General features: G+C 58.7%; 13 protein-coding genes and 1 tRNA gene. 6 read left to right on the top strand and 8 right to left on the bottom strand.

Annotated elements, in window-relative coordinates; all coding sequences use genetic code 11:
* Positions 1 to 8 precede the first annotated feature (8 nt).
* The 3 genes from SM766_RS07840 to rimK all read right to left on the bottom strand — a co-directional run bounded on the left by SM766_RS07840 (position 9) and on the right by rimK (position 2675).
* A complete protein-coding gene (locus SM766_RS07840) occupies positions 9 to 290 on the bottom strand; it encodes an NfeD family protein (protein ID WP_368947433.1) in 282 nt (93 codons plus the stop codon).
* A complete protein-coding gene (locus SM766_RS07835) occupies positions 290 to 1180 on the bottom strand; it encodes an SPFH domain-containing protein (RefSeq protein WP_274833639.1) in 891 nt (296 codons plus the stop codon). The genes SM766_RS07840 and SM766_RS07835 overlap by 1 nt, the downstream gene beginning before the upstream one ends.
* Before the next feature lie 82 nt (positions 1181 to 1262).
* The gene (gene rimK / locus SM766_RS07830) at positions 1263 to 2675 is read right to left on the bottom strand and encodes a 30S ribosomal protein S6--L-glutamate ligase (protein ID WP_368947432.1); all 1413 of its coding nucleotides are present in this window, start codon (positions 2673 to 2675) and stop codon (positions 1263 to 1265) included.
* A gap of 69 nt (positions 2676 to 2744) precedes the next feature.
* On the opposite strand from rimK, the gene tgt reads away from it, so the two are divergent.
* The 3 genes from tgt (at position 2745) to lon (ending at position 7326) form a co-directional block, all read left to right on the top strand.
* A complete protein-coding gene (tgt, locus tag SM766_RS07825) occupies positions 2745 to 3875 on the top strand; it encodes a tRNA guanosine(34) transglycosylase Tgt (protein ID WP_274836779.1) in 1131 nt (376 codons plus the stop codon).
* Between the two features lie 145 nt (positions 3876 to 4020).
* Positions 4021 to 4680, top strand: coding sequence for a hypothetical protein (locus SM766_RS07820; RefSeq protein ID WP_368947431.1), 660 nt, complete (start codon positions 4021 to 4023; stop codon positions 4678 to 4680).
* 234 nt (positions 4681 to 4914) lie between these two features.
* The gene (gene lon / locus SM766_RS07815; protein WP_368947430.1) at positions 4915 to 7326 is read left to right on the top strand and encodes an endopeptidase La; all 2412 of its coding nucleotides are present in this window, start codon (positions 4915 to 4917) and stop codon (positions 7324 to 7326) included.
* A 67-nt stretch (positions 7327 to 7393) separates the two neighbouring features.
* On the opposite strand, the gene SM766_RS07810 is transcribed toward lon, so the two are convergent.
* The 3 genes from SM766_RS07810 to SM766_RS07800 form a co-directional block, all read right to left on the bottom strand.
* On the bottom strand, positions 7394 to 7933 hold the full coding sequence (locus SM766_RS07810) for a GNAT family N-acetyltransferase (protein ID WP_368947429.1): 540 nt from the start codon (positions 7931 to 7933) through the stop codon (positions 7394 to 7396).
* A 25-nt stretch (positions 7934 to 7958) separates the two neighbouring features.
* Positions 7959 to 8216, bottom strand: coding sequence for a YjhX family toxin (locus SM766_RS07805; protein WP_274828683.1), 258 nt, complete (start codon positions 8214 to 8216; stop codon positions 7959 to 7961).
* Positions 8217 to 8473: 257 nt separating this feature from the next.
* A complete protein-coding gene (locus SM766_RS07800; RefSeq protein WP_368947428.1) occupies positions 8474 to 9526 on the bottom strand; it encodes a Glu/Leu/Phe/Val family dehydrogenase in 1053 nt (350 codons plus the stop codon).
* A 132-nt stretch (positions 9527 to 9658) separates the two neighbouring features.
* Here SM766_RS07800 and SM766_RS07795 point away from each other — a divergent pair, with 132 nt between their 5' ends.
* The 3 genes from SM766_RS07795 (at position 9659) to SM766_RS07785 (ending at position 13572) form a co-directional block, all read left to right on the top strand.
* Positions 9659 to 10120 (top strand): Lrp/AsnC family transcriptional regulator, encoded by a 462-nt coding sequence (locus SM766_RS07795; RefSeq protein WP_065273805.1) that lies wholly within the window; start codon positions 9659 to 9661, stop codon positions 10118 to 10120.
* A 117-nt stretch (positions 10121 to 10237) separates the two neighbouring features.
* Positions 10238 to 10312 (top strand) — tRNA-Val (locus tag SM766_RS07790).
* A 383-nt stretch (positions 10313 to 10695) separates the two neighbouring features.
* Positions 10696 to 13572 carry a class I SAM-dependent DNA methyltransferase gene (locus SM766_RS07785; RefSeq protein ID WP_368947427.1) on the top strand — a complete coding sequence of 959 codons (2877 nt, stop codon included), beginning with the start codon at positions 10696 to 10698 and terminating at the stop codon, positions 13570 to 13572.
* A 655-nt stretch (positions 13573 to 14227) separates the two neighbouring features.
* Here the strand turns inward: SM766_RS07785 and SM766_RS07780 are convergent.
* Together SM766_RS07780 and SM766_RS07775 are read right to left on the bottom strand one after the other, a co-directional pair.
* Positions 14228 to 14776: a recombinase family protein gene (locus SM766_RS07780; RefSeq protein ID WP_368947426.1), complete on the bottom strand. Its 549-nt coding sequence runs from the start codon at positions 14774 to 14776 to the stop codon at positions 14228 to 14230.
* Positions 14777 to 15079: 303 nt separating this feature from the next.
* Positions 15080 to 16555 carry a reverse transcriptase domain-containing protein gene (locus SM766_RS07775; protein WP_368947425.1) on the bottom strand — a complete coding sequence of 492 codons (1476 nt, stop codon included), beginning with the start codon at positions 16553 to 16555 and terminating at the stop codon, positions 15080 to 15082.
* Positions 16556 to 17103 lie beyond the last annotated feature (548 nt).

Genomic DNA, 17103 nt, shown 5'->3' with positions numbered 1-17103 from the left:
ATTTTTGACTAGTCGTTGATATCCGTGTCGAAGGTCTTCACCTGCCCGCGCGGCAGGGCAAAGGCGCGGCGCAGGACAAGCCAGGCGATGAGCGATATCGCCGCAAAGAGGAAGACCAGCACAGGCAGGCCAAAGGTGCTGCTGCCCATCGCAAGAAGCAGTACCCCGACGCCAAGGGCGCCGATGGCAAAACCGAGGAAGACAAAGCCCGGCGCCAGCACCTCCAGAATGCCAAGTACCAGCGCCGCAGCGCACCAGACCCACCAGAGTGCCCAGAAGGGAGCGGCCATCACTTGTTTCCTTTCAGCATCTTGAAGGCGTCTCCAAAGGCTTCAAGCGCCTGCGCCGGGACCACGATGGTCTGGCTGCCGGTGCCTGCACCAAGGGTGTTGAGCGCCTCCACCTGTTTCAGCGCCACCTGATACTGCGCCGCCTCCAGACCGTTTTCGGCAATCGCCTTGGCCACCACTCCGGTCGCATAGGCTTCGGCATCAGCCTGAATGCGGCGGGCCTTGGCGGTTTGTTCGGCGGAATACAGTTCCGCATCGGCGGCGAGTTCCACCGCGCGTTTCTTACCTTCCGCCTCGGTCACCTGCGCCCGGCGCGCGCGTTCGGCATTGAGCTGCTGCAGCATCGCATCGCGGGTGGCCTGATCGAGGTTCACGTCAAGGATCTCGGCGCGCGTCACTTCAATCCCCCAGTCATCTACCGCGCTTTCGACGCTGCGCTTGATCTCGCCAATCAGCTGCGAGCGGTTGGATTGCACCTCATCCAGATCCATCTTGCCGATTTCAGCGCGAACAATCCCGGCGACGGTGGTGGCGATGGCACCATCTACATCCCGGATGCGGTAGACTGTCTTTTCCGGCTCCAGGATGCGGTAGAATACCGACGTATCGATCTCTACCAGCACGTTGTCGCGAGTGATCGCATCCTGGCTGGCGTTCGGCAGTTGCCGTTCAAGGATCGACACCTTGTGACGGACCGCATCCAGAAAGGGCACGATGAAATTGATGCCGGGGCCAAGCACCGACTTCAGGCGGCCAAAACGTTCGACGACAAATTTTTCCGACTGCGGAACGATCCGGACGCCTTTGAGAATGACGACGATCAGGAAGATCGCCCCGAGAATGTAAAGCAGGCTGCCGGACAAGAGGGCGGTAATCTGATCTTCGTTCATAACTGGAAATCCTTTCTGAAAGGTATGGAACCAAGATCGGGTGGCGGCGGCGCGCGGTCAAGCCCTGCAGCCGCCAGTGGGATCACTTGCGCGCCGTCGCCTGCTTGCGCACCCGCAGGGGGGCGGGGCGCACGTGGTCTTCGATCTCGTCATAGATCAGCCCGGCAATGTTTTTCTTCGAGGTCCGCTCAATACCTTCCAGCCCGGGCGAGGAATTGACCTCCAGCACCTTTGGCCCGGTTTCCGAGCGCAAGAGGTCCACCCCCGCCACGTTGAGCCCGAATGCCTTGGCCGCCTTTACAGCTGTGGCGCGTTCTTCCTTGCTGATCCGGACCGAGACTGCGCTGCCGCCAAGGTGCAGATTGGAGCGGAAATCGCCCTCGGCGCCCGAGCGTTTCATCGCCGCGACCACCTTGGAGCCGACGACAAGACAGCGGATATCCTCGCCATTGGCCTCTTTCACGAACTGCTGCACCAGGAAGTTTGCCTTGAGTCCGCGAAAGGCGGTGATCACGGATTCGGCGGCCTTCTTGGTTTCGGCCAGCACGACGCCTTTGCCCTGGGTGCTTTCCAGCAGTTTCACGATCAGCGGGGCACCTCCGACGATATCGATCAGGTTTTTTGTATCCTTGGGCGAGGCGGCAAAGGCGGTTTCGGGCATGCCGATCTTCTGACGCGCCAGTACCTGATGGGCGTGCAGCTTGTCGCGACTGGCGGTAATGCCAGCGCTGCCGTTGACGCAAAAGGTGCCAAGGGTTTCGAACTGGCGCAGCACGGCGGTGCCATATGGGGTGATCGAGGCGCCGATGCGTGGGATCACCGCGTCATAGCGGGGCAGGCGCTTGCCGTCGTAATGCACTTCGGGCGCCAGCGCATTGATGTCCATGTAACAGCGGGTGGTGTCGATCACCTCGACCGTGTGGCCGCGTTTCTCGCCTTCCTCGACCAGTCGGCGGGTGGAGAAATTGTCCTCGCGGCTGAGCACGGCAATGCGCAGCACCCGGTTCGGCGCGGCCTTGCGGATGTGTTTCGAGGCATAGACGGCATAGTCCAGCTCTGGCTGGCAGAACCGTTCCGAAGGCGCCACCGCGACGTTCTCTCCCAGCGCCTGGCGACCCAGAAGCATATGCAGTGTCATACCGCTGCGATCGGTGAGGGTGACTTCGATGGGCCAGCTGTGGCCATCGACCACCAGATCGGTCGAGATGACATAGCGCATTTCGCTTTCGCCATTGGAGGAGGTCACCTCACGCCGGTCGATAATATCGGCAGAGCAGGGGATCCGCAGCCCTTCCTGCCCCGGCACGGGGTGGACGGTAAAGCGTACCTTGGGGGCGGCAGCCGGTCCGAAGGTTTCGATTTCAGTGGCATGCAAGGCAGAGGTGCGGGCGCCGGTGTCGACCTTGGCCTTCATTGCAGGCAGGCCAAGCCCCGGCAGGCTTACCCATTCCTCCCAACCGAGGGTCAGTTTTGCGGCGTGCTCGTCTGTGGACATGCGCTTGGCTCCTTGGCATTAGGGGAATCTTATGGTCGTCAGATGACAGAACTAACGCAGGAAGTCGAAATGTCAGAGCTTTTCAAGTTTGAAATGAAAGCGCAGGACGGAAAAGCACGCACCGGTGTGATCCAGACGCCGCGCGGTGACATTCGCACGCCTGCCTTCATGCCCGTTGGCACCGCTGCGACGGTCAAGGCGATGATGCCGGAAAGCGTGCGCGCCACCGGCGCTGACATCCTGCTGGGCAATACCTACCACCTGATGCTGCGTCCAACGGCTGAGCGGATCGACCGGCTGGGTGGCCTTCACAAGTTCATGAACTGGCAGCGTCCGATCCTGACCGACTCGGGCGGGTTTCAGGTGATGTCGCTGGCGGGCCTTCGCAAGCTGACCGAGAAGGGCGTGACCTTCAAAAGCCATATCGACGGCTCCCGGCACGAGCTGACGCCAGAGCGCTCGATGGAGATCCAGCGGCTCTTGGGCAGCGATATCGTGATGTGTTTCGACGAATGCCCGGCGTTGCCTGCGGACCGCGACCGCATTGCCGAGTCGATGCGCCTGTCGATGCGCTGGGCCGAGCGCTCCAAGGACGCATTTGGCGACCGGCCCGGCCACGCCCTGTTCGGGATCATGCAGGGCGGGCTGGAGCAGGACCTGCGCGAGGAAAGCGCCAAGGCGCTGACCGATATCGGCTTTGATGGCTACGCGGTGGGTGGCCTTGCGGTGGGCGAGGGGCAGGAGGCGATGTTCGGCTGCCTTGACTACGCGCCGGACATGCTGCCGCAGGACAAGCCGCGCTACCTGATGGGCGTTGGCAAGCCCGACGACATCGTCGGCGCCGTGGCGCGCGGCATCGACATGATGGATTGCGTTCTGCCGTCACGATCCGGCCGGACCGGACAGGTCTTTACCCGCCGGGGGGTGGTCAACATCAAGAACGCGCGGCACGCGGATGATCCGCGTCCGCTGGATGAAGAGTGCAGCTGCCCGGCCTGCTCGAACTACTGCCGCGCTTACCTACACCATGTGTTCCGCGCCAACGAGATGATTTCGGGCATGCTGCTGACCTGGCACAACCTTCACTACTTTCAGGAGATCATGCAGGGCATGCGCGATGCGATTGCGGCGGGGACGTTCGAGGCCTGGCAGAAGGACTTCCACGACACCCGCGCTGAAGGTGATATCGAGCCGGTGTAATCGGGGGGGATAAAACCGCTGACCACCCTTTTCCGGGTAAGAGGCGGGGGCTGATTGCCCTGTACCTGCGTGGCGACCGTTTATGCCTTGTTCACCAGTTGTGAAGACCTTTTTGCTAGTTTCCCGCCAAAAGGGGAGAATGGTGATGAGGTGGTATCTGGGGCTGGCTTTTGCGGCCTTGATGGGCGGCTCGATGGCAGCTCAGGCGCAGGCGACACAGGATAACACCACGCCAGGATCGCTGGCAGAGGCATCAAGTTTCTTCAAGGCGCCGCGCCTTAACGGTTGCAGCATTCCGCTAGAGGATCTGGTCAAAGGTGGCTCTGCCGGGCTGCGCGGCCAGTGGATCGTTCAAAAAGGCCCGGGAGAGATGTCGACGGCTGTGGGCGGGCGCATCGAGATGGTGCCGCTGCCGCAACGCAGCGGCGATACCCTGTCGCTGCGGTTTCGCAATGGCAGGCTGGTGGCGGATTCACCGGTGCTGGGGCTTATTGGGATCTCTGTACAGGACCGGGGCCCACTAAAGCCCGGAACGGGGCTGCGCGCCGAAAGCGTCGGCCGCGGCGATCTGCCGGATGATGCCGAGGTGTTCCTGGATGAGGTGTCTCTGGGGCCGCTGCCCTGCGGCGCCGATCAACTGATCAGGCTGGCCCTGCTGGCCGAGCGTCCAACCGGCACCGGAGAGGTCTTGCGGCAGGAGGTGCGTTTGTTCCTGATCGATGAAACACGGATGAGCGGAACCTATATTGAAACCGGGCCGGGCGGGCGGATGGAGCGGGGATTCATCACCCTGATGCGACGCTGAATTGACCCGCATGGCCCAAACCGGGGGCAGCTCGCAGCCCCCTTCACCATTTGCTCACCCTTCCTGCATTTGCGCCCTTGTGGTCGCCGCCCTGCAGGGGCAATGTGAGCGCAAAGATTGAGGCGCTGCGGTTGAAATACATGCTGAACCGCACCAGATAACAGATCAAAGAGGAGACGCCTGCGGCTGCCGCTACCTGGGGCCTGGACGTCTTGCCAAAGAAAAGGACCGAGTATGCAAGAGCCACTCAATTCTTCCTATCCCGTGCTGCCGCTGCGTGACATCGTGGTGTTCCCGCACATGATCGTGCCGCTGTTTGTCGGCCGGGAGAAATCGGTACGCGCCCTGGAAGAGGTGATGGCCGATGACAAACAGATCCTGCTGTCCAGCCAGATCGACCCCTCAGAGGACGATCCGGAAAGCGATGGCATCTACCGCGTCGGCGTGCTGGCCAGTGTGCTGCAGCTGCTGAAGCTGCCCGATGGCACCGTCAAGGTGCTGGTCGAGGGCCAGACCCGCGTCAAGATCACCGATTTCCTGGAAAACGACAGCTATTTCGAAGCCCGCGCCGAACTGCTGAACCAGATGCCCGGCGACGTCACCACCACCGAGGCGCTGGTGCGCACCGTTGGTGATGAATTCGAACGCTACGCAAAAGTGCGCAAGAATATCCCCGAAGAGGCGCTGAGCGCAGTTGGCGAGACCACCGAGCCCGCCAAGCTGGCGGACCTTGTTGCCGGTCACCTCGGCATTGAGGTGGACCGCAAGCAGGAGTTGCTCGAGACCCTCTCGGTCAGCGAACGTCTGGAAAAGGTCTATGGCCTGATGCAGGGCGAAATGTCTGTCCTGCAGGTCGAGAAGAAGATCAAGACCCGCGTCAAATCCCAGATGGAGAAGACCCAGCGCGAGTACTATCTGAATGAGCAGATGAAGGCCATTCAGAAGGAGCTGGGCGATGGCGAGGAAGGTTCGGGCGAAGTGGCCGAGCTGGAAGAGAAAATCGCCGAGACCAAGCTGTCCAAGGAAGCCCGCGAAAAGGCCGATGCCGAGCTGAAGAAGCTCAAGAACATGTCGCCCATGTCGGCCGAAGCCACGGTTGTGCGCAACTATCTGGACTGGATGCTGTCGATCCCGTGGGGCACCAAATCCCGCGTCAAGAAAGACCTCAACCGCGCGCAGGATATCCTCGACAAGGACCACTACGGCCTTGAAAAGGTCAAGGAACGCATCGTCGAATACCTTGCCGTGCAGCAGCGCTCGGCCAAGCTGAAGGGGCCGATCCTGTGCCTCGTTGGCCCTCCGGGTGTGGGTAAGACCTCGCTTGGCAAATCCGTGGCCAAGGCAACGGGGCGTGAATTCATCCGCATCAGCCTTGGCGGCGTGCGTGACGAGTCCGAGATCCGCGGCCACCGCCGGACCTATATCGGCTCCATGCCCGGTAAGATCATCCAGGCGCTGAAAAAGGCGAAAACCACCAATCCGCTGATCCTGCTCGACGAGATCGACAAGATGGGCCAGGATTTCCGTGGCGACCCGGCCTCGGCGATGCTGGAAGTGCTTGATCCGGAACAGAACTCCACCTTTGTGGACCACTACTTGGAGGTGGAATACGACCTCTCGAACGTGATGTTCCTGACCACGTCCAACAGCTATAACATGCCGGGCCCGCTTCTGGACCGGATGGAGATCATTCCGCTGTCGGGCTACACCGAGGACGAAAAGCGCGAAATCGCCAAGCAGCACCTCGTGTCCAAGCAGGTGAAGAACCACGGCCTCAAGGCCAAGGAATTCGAACTAACGGATGAGGCGCTGACCGACATCATCCGCACCTACACCCGCGAGGCGGGCGTGCGGAACCTGGAGCGTGAAATCGCAAAGGTGGCGCGGAAATCGCTGACCAAGATCGTCAAGAAGGAAGCCGAGAGCGTCAAGGTCACCCATGACAACCTCGACGAATTCCTGGGCGTGCCGAAATACCGCTTTGGTCTTGCTGAAAAGGAAGATCAGGTCGGTGTCGTGACCGGTCTGGCCTATACCTCGGTGGGTGGTGAGCTTCTCTCCATCGAGGCGCTGCGCCTGCCGGGCAAGGGTCGCATGAAGACCACCGGTAAGCTGGGCGATGTGATGAAGGAGTCGATCGAGGCTGCTTCCAGCTATGTGCGCTCGGTTGCGCCGCAGCTGGGGATCAAGCCGCCAAAGTTCGACAAGTGGGACATCCACGTGCACGTGCCCGAAGGTGCCACGCCCAAGGACGGCCCCTCGGCGGGTCTGGCCATGGTGACCTCCATCGTGTCGGTGCTGACCGGGATCCCGGTACGCAAGGACATCGCCATGACCGGCGAAGTCACTCTGCGTGGCAATGCGCTGGCCATCGGCGGGCTCAAGGAAAAACTTCTGGCAGCCCTGCGCGGCGGCATCAAGACGGTGCTGATCCCCGAGGAAAACGCCAAGGATCTGCCGGATATTCCCGACAACGTGAAGGAAGGTCTGGAGATCATCACGGTGAGCCACGTGTCCGAAGTGCTGAAACACGCACTGGTGGGCAGCCCTGAGCCGATCGAATGGGACGAGGAGGCCGAAGAGGCCGCCGCTGCCCAGGCCGCGCTGGAGGCGAAATCCGCATCGGCAGCCCCCACCGCGCATTAAGCGCCGGTAGCAGTAAGACAGGAAAGGCGGCCCGCTCGGGCCGCCTTTTTCTTTTTTTGCTCGATACCTACCAATACTCCGGATTTCGGAAGGGCGCGGCGCAGGAGGCAGGGCCGACCAGCGGCGCGAAGGCTCCGCCAGTCAGCGATTGGCCCAGCCAGCCATGCGGGTAGGAAAGGGGCATGGGCGCAGCGGCCTCCTGTTCGGTGATCTGCCTGAACCCGACCTTGGCGTAGAAATTGACATCGCCATAGGTCAGGATGATATCAACGCCATGCCTTTTCAGCTGGCTGAGGCCATGGCGCAGAAGCGCCTGACCAGTGCCCTTGCCCTGCTGATCCGGCGCAACCGCTACCGGCGACAACAGAAAGACGACCCGGTCGTCCTGATCATAGCGCATCCGCGTGAACAGGATGCTGGCAACCACCGCGCCGCCCTCTAGCGCGGAGAAGACAAACAAATCCTCCTCTTCCACCGTGGTGAGTAGGGCGCGCACCAGCGCAGCGATGGTTTGCCCTTCGTCGGCGCCTTCCGACGCGGTGAAGGAGGCGGCGAACAGGTCGGTGATCTCTGCTGTTCGCCCCTTGTGGCCTGACACAAATTCCATGGTCTGCTCCTTTGATGTCATGATGTTATCGTTGGTTCAGCTGCGCGCGTACGGCTTTGATCCCCAGTCGCGAGGCGCGATAGGGTTTGCCGTCGCGCGATTGGATGAAACGGCGTTTGTGCAGGCGCTGAAAGACGCCAAGGGTGCAGTCCGACAGAACGTTGCCCTCGCGCGTGTAGCAGGTGATACTGCGGATCTTGCCGTTTTCACTGCGTTCATGATGGATGCTGCCGCCAAGGGCGAGCTCGTGCAACACGCGTTGCTCGTGTTTTGAGATATTCAACGGAAGTCTCGATTTTATGAGAGTGCAAGAAAAGAGGTCACTCAGCCGATGCCGTGAGTGTCCTTGTTGCGTCCTGCGTTCCCGATGTGCTGTGCCGGGAACGGGCTTATGCCCGGGTCTCTTCCATAAAATCTCCAAATGCATGAGGCGTCAGCCCCATGTCTTCTGCCCTAAATAGGGAGGCAAACCCGCGCTGACAAGCGGCAGCGACAAATGGCAGCTGCCGCTGTTGCATCTCTGTAATCGTTGGGGTGGGCTTAAGCCGCTGCGGCCTGCGCTATCTTCGCCCGCACGGTGGCAATGGCCACGGCATCCGGGCTGATGTCCTGCTGACGCGCCTGGTTGAGCACCTCGGCCATGGTCGCTTCCAGCGCAGCAAGTTTCTTGGCCACATAGGCCTCGCGATCCGCGATTTTCAGGATCTCGGTCGCTACGTTGATGATGCCACCGCCATTGGCGATGAAATCGGGCGCATAAAGGATGCCGCGTTCATGCAGGGCCTGACCGTCCTCGGGGGTGGCCAGCTGGTTGTTGGCACCGCCTGCGACGATCCCGACCTGCAACAGGGGGATGGTCTCGGCATTGAGGATGCCGCCAATGGCACAGGGGGCAAAGATATCCGCCTGCATGGTGCAGATCTTGTTGATGGCAACCGGGCGGGCGCCGAATTCCGCGACCGCGCGTTCGATGCGCTGTGGGTCCACATCTGTGACGATCAGACCGGCGCCCGCGTCATTCAGGAACTGGCACAGATACCAGCCCACATGGCCCAGCCCCTGCACTGCCACCGTGACGCCCTGCAGATCGGCGCTGCCGACCTTGTGCGCCCGGGCGGTGCGGATGGCGTTGAAGATGCCGCGCGCGGTGATGGGGGAGGGATCGCCGCTGGCAAACTCCCCATTGGCAAGCCCGGCGACATAGGGCGTTTCATCGGCCAGCAGCGCCATGTCGGCAGGGCTCATGCCCATATCCTCGGCGGTGATGTAGCGGCCGTTCAGGCTGTTGATGGCGCGACCAAAGGCGCGCAGCATCTCTGGCGTCTTGCTTGTTGTCGGGTCGCCGATGATCACCGCCTTGCCGCCGCCCAGTGGCAGGCCCGCCGCGGCGTTCTTGTAGGTCATGCCCTCGCTCAGCCGCCGAACATCCTCCAGCGCCTCATCCGCAGTGGCATAGGGGCGCATCCGCAGCCCGCCAGCGGCCGGTCCGGCCTCGGTTGAATGGATGGCGATGAAGCCGGTCAGACCGACGGCGGGATCGTCGACACGGTAGATTTCTTCGTGACCGGGAGAGGCGATTTTGGTGAGGGTCATACTGACAGGCTCCTGAACTAACGGCACCAAGATACCGGGTATGGGCTTCGGGAATTTTCCAAAAATGCCCTCAGGAGTGGTTGGTTTTGAAGTAATTTGCTAACATGGCGCTAAATAATGGAGGAAATCACTATGGACGCCATTGATCGCAGGATTGTCACCGCGCTGCAGCGGGACGGTCGCATGAAACTGGCTCAGCTCTCAGAAGAGGTCGGCCTGTCGCCCACCCCCTGCGCCCGGCGGGTGTCGATGCTGGAAGAAGCCGGGATCATCACCGGCTATTCCGCGCGGGTTGATCAGGCCAAGGTCGGGCTGGCCGTCACCATTTTTGTCGCTGTTGAGCTGGAGCGCCAGTCGAAGGACGCGCTGCAGGCCTTTGAAAATGCCGTGCGCCAGTTCGATCAAGTGATGGAGTGCTACCTGATGACAGGCAGTCGCGATATCCTGCTGCGGGTGGTGGCGCAGGATCTGACGGATTTCGACCGCTTTCTGGAAGAGCAGTTGATGAGGGTGCCGGGGATCCGCAATACGCGTTCCAGCTTCACCCTGCGCACCATGATCCGCCGGGATGTGCTGCCCGGCGGACCCGGCTGAGGCGGCCAGGGCAGGCGGGATGAGAAAAGAGGAAGCCGGAAAAAGAAGCGGACTGGTGAAAATCTTCATATCCCCCTCTTGCAGAGCGGTGATCCTGACGGTAATACCCGATCCCACGGGTGATTAGCTCAGTGGTAGAGCGCTTCGTTCACATCGAAGATGTCAGGAGTTCAAATCTCTTATCACCCACCATCCTTTCTCCTCTTGTAAACGTGTTGAAAAACAGAGGCTTGCGGTGATTTTGGTGAGCGCTGCCAAGCGGCTTCCATTGTACTTTTGCCGTGCTGGCCATTGTACTTTTCGGCCGGATCAGCAGCGAAAGCTCCCCCTAAATAAGCCCTGTGAAGCTCAGGCTTCCGACTCATCTTTTGCGTCCTCCTTTGCCAGCTCGGCTTCGTACAAGCACAGGAGGCCTTAGGCATCCGCAGTTCAAAAAGCGTGTGTGGTCTGAGCTGAATCTATTGGACCGAAACCACGGGAGTGACGTCTGTGGACACTGTGTGTCGTGTGGGTTGAGTTGTGCTGGTTTTTGTTGCCCCCTAGGTGCTATGCATTGAGAAAACTTAGGTGATTTAATGCAGGCCACTGATTTCATAAAAAAATGGGAAGCTTCGGAGCTGAAGGAGCGAAGCGCTTCCCAGTCCCACTTCAACGACCTCTGTGCACTTCTCGGAATTGAAGACCCCATCAGTGCTGATCCCAAGGGCGATTGGTTCACCTTCGAGCGCGGTGCGTCCAAGACCTCAGGCGGAGAAGGTTGGGCGGACGTTTGGCGCAAAGGGTGTTTCGCTTGGGAATACAAGGGCAAGAAGAAGGACTTAGACAAGGCCTTCGATCAGCTCTTGCAATATTCCATTGCGCTGGAAAACCCGCCGCTCCTGATCGTGTCGGACATGACGCGCATCCGTATTCACACGAACTGGACGAACACCGTTCAGCAGGTCCACGAGATTACCACGCCGGATCTTCTGGACGCCAGCAAGCGCGACTTCTTGCGGGCCTGCTTCACCGATCCAGAGAGCCTGCGCCCATCAAAAACGCGGCAGGCCCTAACCGAAGAGGCTGCACAGAAGTTCGCGTCGCTGGCCCAGCGTCTGCGTGGCCGTAAGCATGACCCTGAGATCGTCGCACATTTTGTAAACCGTCTAGTCTTCTGCATGTTCGCCGAGGATGTCGAACTTCTGCCAAACAAGATGTTCCAGAAAATGCTGGAACTCTGCCAGAAAGACCCGTCCGAGTTTCAGCCCTTCGCAAAGGATCTGTTCGCCGCCATGCATGCAGGTGGGCGGGTCGGATTCGAAAAAGTGGAATGGTTCAATGGTGGCCTGTTCGACGACGACACAGCGCTACCACTGGAAAAGCAAGACCTACAGGAGCTGCTCGCCGCCGCGAAGCTGGATTGGTCCGAAATCGACCCGTCGATTCTGGGCACCCTATTTGAGCGTGGCCTTGACCCGGACAAGCGCTCCCAGCTTGGCGCGCACTACACCGACCGCGACAAGATCATGCAGATCGTGGGTCCGGTGGTGGTGGAGCCACTGCTTGCCGAATGGGCCGAGGTGAAAACGCAGATCGAAGCGGCGCTGAGCAAGGCGGAGAGCGCCAAGTCGCGCTCTGCTCGGACCAAGGCCGAGAAAGAGGCCGAACGCCTCCACGCATCGTTTCTAGAGCGCTTGCGGGGCTTCCGCGTGCTGGACCCTGCCTGCGGGTCCGGCAACTTCCTATACCTGTCCCTTTTAGCGCTCAAGGACATTGAACACCGTACGAACCTTGAGGCTGAGGCCTTGGGCTTGCCGCGAGGCTTTCCGACCATCGGTCCAGAATGCGTTAAGGGGATTGAGCTGAACCCTTATGCCGCTGAACTCGCCCGTGTGTCGGTCTGGGTCGGGGAAATCCAGTGGATGCGCCGGAACGGTTTCGATGCTGCTCGGAACCCGATCTTGCGCCCGTTGGGGACCATCGAAAACCGGGATGCCGTACTTGCCCCGGACGGATCCAAGGCAGACTGGCCGGAAGCTGACGTGGTGGTTGGAAATCCGCCGTTTCTAGGAGCCAGCAAAATTCTGGGCGAGCTAGGAGAGGAGTATACGAGAGCTCTTCGAAGTGCTTGGGGCGGCGAAGTTCCGGGTTTCGCCGATCTTGTGTGTTATTGGTTCGCCAAATGCTATTCTCAGATGAAGCAAGGTCGCCTCAATGCAGCCGGATTGGTTTCCACAAACTCAATCCGTGGAGGCGCAAACCGAGAGGTTCTCAAGCCAATAGTTAGGGACTTCCATATCGACAATGCTTGGTCGGACGAGGAGTGGACTGTGGAAGGCGCGGCTGTCAGGGTCTCGATGATCTGCTTCACTTCTGATGAACCACGAGCAGCAATTCTGAATGGACGAGAGGTAGGAGAGATACATTCGAACCTGACCGCAAATGAGCACGGTTACGATCTAACCAAAGTCTCGCGCCTATCCGAGAATGCGAAATGTTGTTTTGAGGGCATGAAGAAATATGGAAAATTTGATGTTGAAGGCTCTGTTGCGCGAGAGTGGTTGCAACTCCCCATAAACGTAAACGGAAAACGAAACTCGGAAGTGCTTTTCCCCCTGATAGTCGCCTTGGACATTGTCCGAAGGCCATTAGACAGATGGGTTATTGACTTTGGTACACATCCCGAGTTGGACGATGTCCGTCTTTTTGAAATCCCTTTCGCGCATATAGAAGAGCATGTCTATCCTTATCGTCAGACGGTTAGGCGCGAGCGAACTCGTCGAAGATGGTGGGTATTTGAGGAAGCACGGGTGGCACTCAGACAGAAAACTGACGGAATGCCGCGCTATATTGCAACACCACGGGTCGCAAAGCACCGAGTGTTTGTTTGGCTAGATAGCTCTTGCAAGCCGGACACCGCGATTGATGCCATCGCTAGAGATGATGATACCACATTTGGTGTGCTGCATTCTCACCTCCACGAATTATGGTCATTGCGCATGGGTACTTTCCTAGGCAAGGGGAATGATCCGAGATACACACCTTCCACCACCTTCGAGACATTCCCCTTCCCAGAGGGTCTGACGCCGGACATTCCCGCTGCCGACTACGCCCTTGATCCGCGCGCCCAGAAGATCGCCGAAGCAGCGGAAGAGCTAAACCGCTTGCGCGAAAATTGGCTGAACCCGTCTGATCTCGTGGACCGCGTTCCCGAGGTGGTCGAAGGCTACCCCGACCGGCTGATACCGAAAGACGACAAAGCCGCGAAAGAACTCAAGAAGCGCACCCTGACCAACCTCTACAACGCCCGCCCCGCATGGCTGGACCACGCCCACAAGAAGCTGGATGAAGCCGTGGCAGAGGCCTACGGCTGGGGCGACGACTGGCGCGACGGCAAGCTGACCGACGATGAAATCCTTGCACGCCTCTTCCGGCTCAATCAGGAAAGAGCGGCAGCGCAGGACAAGGCATGATAAAGACGGCGGCGCTGGTCGGGCAGGGTGGCAGACCAATCAGCGCTGCCCAGTCTCGCGGGACCGAATAGGGGAAATCGCGAAACCCTAACCGTCGAGATAACCCATTGTACAGAAAAGTCGGTTCCTTCAAAAATCTGAGCGCCCGAAACAGGTCGATATTGACCCGGTACTCTAAGGGCTTTGGGCTGGGGTGGGTGCAACAAGATTCCGATTTCTGTCGATAATTTCTAGGGCTGAATCGTTATGTAAACAGGGGTCTCTTCTGTGCGGGTGGGTCCCTCCGGTCCTAAATCTATTACGTGGTGAACAATGGCGGTGGGCAATTAGATCGGGGTCAGGCAGCAACCGATGTACTAAACCTCACTTCGACGCGGTTGCACAACAGTCGGTCGACAGCACCCGTCACGCTTCTGAGAGAAGGACGTACTCCCCTGACGGGTCCCATGCCTTTTGTTTTCAAGTTTGTATCCGGTTTTTGCCCGTCTGTTGAGGCCGCTGACGCGGCAACCACCAGCTTATCAGGCACGGAAAACCGCCAAAGTCAGGTTATTCCACCTCAGTCAACATCAGAGCCTGTGAGGGGGGAGACGCGGCAGAAAAATCATTGTTGGCGACGTTTCGGTACCCCGCCTTACCGGGCCTCTGCAGTCTTCTAAACATCGTTCAGGATACGATAGACGGAAGTCCGACCGATGCCCAGTTGTCGTGCTATCTCAGTGGGGGTGACGCCTTCTTTATGCATATTCAGGACAGTGTCAGCCTGTGCCCGCGCCGTCGGCTTGCGCCCCTTGTATTTTCCTTCTGCCTTGGCCTTGGCAATACCCTCTCGCTGGCGTTCCAGCATCATTTCTCGTTCGAACTGTGCGACTGAACCAAGCATGTTCAGGAGTAGAGTTCCCGTAGGCGTTGCCGTGTCAATGTCCATCGCGAGGATGCGTAGATTTGCGCCCTTTTTCTTTATTTCATTGACGATTTCGCCAAGGTGCAAGACCGAGCGGGCGAGGCGGTCAAGCTTCGTACAGACTAAAGTATCGCCCTCGCGCAGATAGTCGAGTGCCGCCGTCAGGCGGGGGCGTTCTCCTATTGAAGAGGTCTGTTCCTCGAAGGTCTTCTCGCAACCTGCGGTCTTCAGGTCGCGCTTCTGAGCTTCAAGACCGGCTTCCTGTTCCAAAGTGCTGGTGCGAGCGTACCCAATAAGCATTGTGATCTCTGAATCTGTTCCCCAAAGTCCAAAACATTGTGGTGAATCCGTTCCAAAATGTCAAAACAACTCTTATGGAACACTTGTTCGGGGTGTTTCGACTGTTCCGCGAAGGCCTGCTCTATTGGTACAGGTTTGGCGATAGGGCTTCCCTGTCAAGTTTCTGTCTTTTTAGGTGCATTATTCGTGCGTTAGCTATGCCTACAACTTTTTGAGAGTTGCAGGCGTTGCGGCGCGTGGCCGCTGAACGGAACTTCGGAGTTTGAAGTCTCACCTTAAGAAGAGCATCTTGAGTGCTGGGGCCTACTCGCTGCCGTTCGCTTTCGGGAGATCAAACATGGCCACAGTGGACGGGACGCCAAGTACCATGGCTTTGGTTCTAGGGTCAGTTTTCCCAACCCGGCGGACGATGAATCCGTGATAGTCCGACACCTCTTTCGAAATGAAATTGTCGAGATGTACGAAGGGTTGGCGTTGATTGCAGAACGCGAATGACTTTTGCCACCCGTACACCCTCCGCCCAATAGCATCCAGCGTGGCACTCTGTGAATGTTTAGTGTTCAACGTGCCGCCTTTTTCTAGTGCATCCTTGATGGCAGACTTCGAGGATGAAAGCGTTTCTCTAATACTGTGTTTCAAGTTGGCTACCGACTGTCCGCTCGGGGCGCATCGCTTTGGTTGCATAGTGCATCCTAAGAAGTTAATGGCCTTGCTACACTCTCCCTGCGCCGCTTTGTCTGACCCCTCTGCGGGCGTGTAGAGGCCGAAACCAAAGTCTGTTAGGGTCTTCTCAGCGTAAGCTTTGGCAGCTTCGATGGTTTCCCAGTCCGCACCGACCATGAGAATGTCGTCGATGTACCTTACCGCCGTTACTCCCATGGTGTTCAGCTTCTGATCCATTTCATACAGCAAGACGTTTCCTGCGAAGGCGGAAAGAGAAGATCCTTGGGCAACGCCGATCCCGTCTTTAGGGAACAGGTGAGTGTAGCCAACCAACTCCTCTTCATTCCCCAAGTGCACCTCAAGGGCCTTAGAAAAAAGTACACAGAGTTCTTCGTCTCCGGTCTCGCTTCTAACGAATTCTACGACCTTGTCTTGAGGAATGCCCGTAAAGAAGGATCGAATATCGGATTGAAAGTAAAATTTCGCACCGGCGTCCATCGCAGACATAACCGTCTCGATTGCTGGGCGAACCCCACCGTAAGGGTAGATGAGACCTCCCACGCCATACTTAGATCGGTTGACGTCATTGATGCGTCCCAACCTATCGTCGGGCTCCGTCTCAAAGCGAGTGTTCGGGTCTCTTAAGTCGCGTGCTTTTCGTGGCTGCAGAACTTGCAGTATTGCCCTTTGAACCACTCGGTTCTGAATCGTGGCAATGGCGATGGGGCGCGGGTCCTTTCCTGCTGTGAGACGCTTGCGCTTGTCCTTCAACACGCCTTCAACAGGATCAAACGAGAGGTTCCCAGTACGCAGGTGTTTGATAATTCGCCTAAGATGCCGCTGATGGGCGTGTTCGAACTCCGAGGCTTTACCTCGAATTTCCGCGTTACCCGATAGCAAAGCGCTACGTTTCACGTGCCTCCACGCTGAAAAAATGTTCTGTTCGCTTCTGACTTCTTCGAATAGCGTCTTCGTCATGTTCTTCGCTCGGGTCCTCCGCTCATACAATCCCGACCGTTGACGTACACCATCCACTGCGCACGGCATGGCCGCGACGACAGACACCTCAGCGGCAACTGCCACCTTGGCGCGGTCTCCGTGGCGCACGATCCGCATGGAAAGCTCCAGCTTCACGTCGGACGCCATGGGGACCATGGACGCTACGGCGAGCGCGAGCAAAACTCCGCACGCGCCGGTGAGCCAGCTCAAGCGAGCCGGTTTTTCAGGGCAAGTTCACACATTTCGTCACCTTCCACCTTAGCAGGTTTTTAGCAATGTCAAGCGCGTTACGCCCCGGCCACGCCCGCCGCTTCGAAAGCTTATCTGCTGCTTGGAGGCCGTCAGAAGACGGAGCATTCACAGCTTCAAAGCCAACGGTCAGGCTCAGCCCATCCACTGCGCACGGCATGGCCGCGACGACAGACACCTCAGCGGCAACTGCCACCTTGGCGCGGTCTCCGTGGCGCACGATCCGCATGGAAAGCTCCAGCTTCACGTCGGACGCCATGGGGACCATGGACATGCTACATATTGTGGTAACCCTAGGTTGAATAATCAAGAGGGAGTAAGCAGCTTTTTGCTAATCGAATGCCATTTGTCCACGTTTGGCGGCGTGGACAAATGGTGGACAAATAAATTTCCCCTTCAAACCCCTTATTTTTATG

Source organism: Pseudophaeobacter sp. A-200-2, from assembly GCF_041008815.1.
Taxonomy (GTDB): Bacteria; Pseudomonadota; Alphaproteobacteria; order Rhodobacterales; family Rhodobacteraceae; genus Phycobacter; species Phycobacter gallaeciensis_A.
This window is presented reverse-complemented; position numbering and strand designations above follow the sequence as displayed.

Excerpts from the sequence above, each read along its gene's own strand:
- SM766_RS07820 (WP_368947431.1), top strand. The coding sequence starts at position 4,021 with ATGAGGTGGTATCTGGGGCTGGCTTTTGCGGCCTTGATGGGCGGCTCG.
- SM766_RS07780 (WP_368947426.1), bottom strand. The coding sequence starts at position 14,776 with ATGCTTATTGGGTACGCTCGCACCAGCACTTTGGAACAGGAAGCCGGT.
- rimK (WP_368947432.1), bottom strand. The coding sequence starts at position 2,675 with ATGTCCACAGACGAGCACGCCGCAAAACTGACCCTCGGTTGGGAGGAA.
- SM766_RS07800 (WP_368947428.1), bottom strand. The coding sequence starts at position 9,526 with ATGACCCTCACCAAAATCGCCTCTCCCGGTCACGAAGAAATCTACCGT.
- SM766_RS07840 (WP_368947433.1), bottom strand. The coding sequence starts at position 290 with ATGGCCGCTCCCTTCTGGGCACTCTGGTGGGTCTGGTGCGCTGCGGCG.
- SM766_RS07810 (WP_368947429.1), bottom strand. The coding sequence starts at position 7,933 with ATGGAATTTGTGTCAGGCCACAAGGGGCGAACAGCAGAGATCACCGAC.
- lon (WP_368947430.1), top strand. The coding sequence starts at position 4,915 with ATGCAAGAGCCACTCAATTCTTCCTATCCCGTGCTGCCGCTGCGTGAC.
- SM766_RS07775 (WP_368947425.1), bottom strand. The coding sequence starts at position 16,555 with ATGCGGATCGTGCGCCACGGAGACCGCGCCAAGGTGGCAGTTGCCGCT.
- SM766_RS07795 (WP_065273805.1), top strand. The coding sequence starts at position 9,659 with ATGGACGCCATTGATCGCAGGATTGTCACCGCGCTGCAGCGGGACGGT.
- tgt (WP_274836779.1), top strand. The coding sequence starts at position 2,745 with ATGTCAGAGCTTTTCAAGTTTGAAATGAAAGCGCAGGACGGAAAAGCA.
- SM766_RS07835 (WP_274833639.1), bottom strand. The coding sequence starts at position 1,180 with ATGAACGAAGATCAGATTACCGCCCTCTTGTCCGGCAGCCTGCTTTAC.
- SM766_RS07785 (WP_368947427.1), top strand. The coding sequence starts at position 10,696 with ATGCAGGCCACTGATTTCATAAAAAAATGGGAAGCTTCGGAGCTGAAG.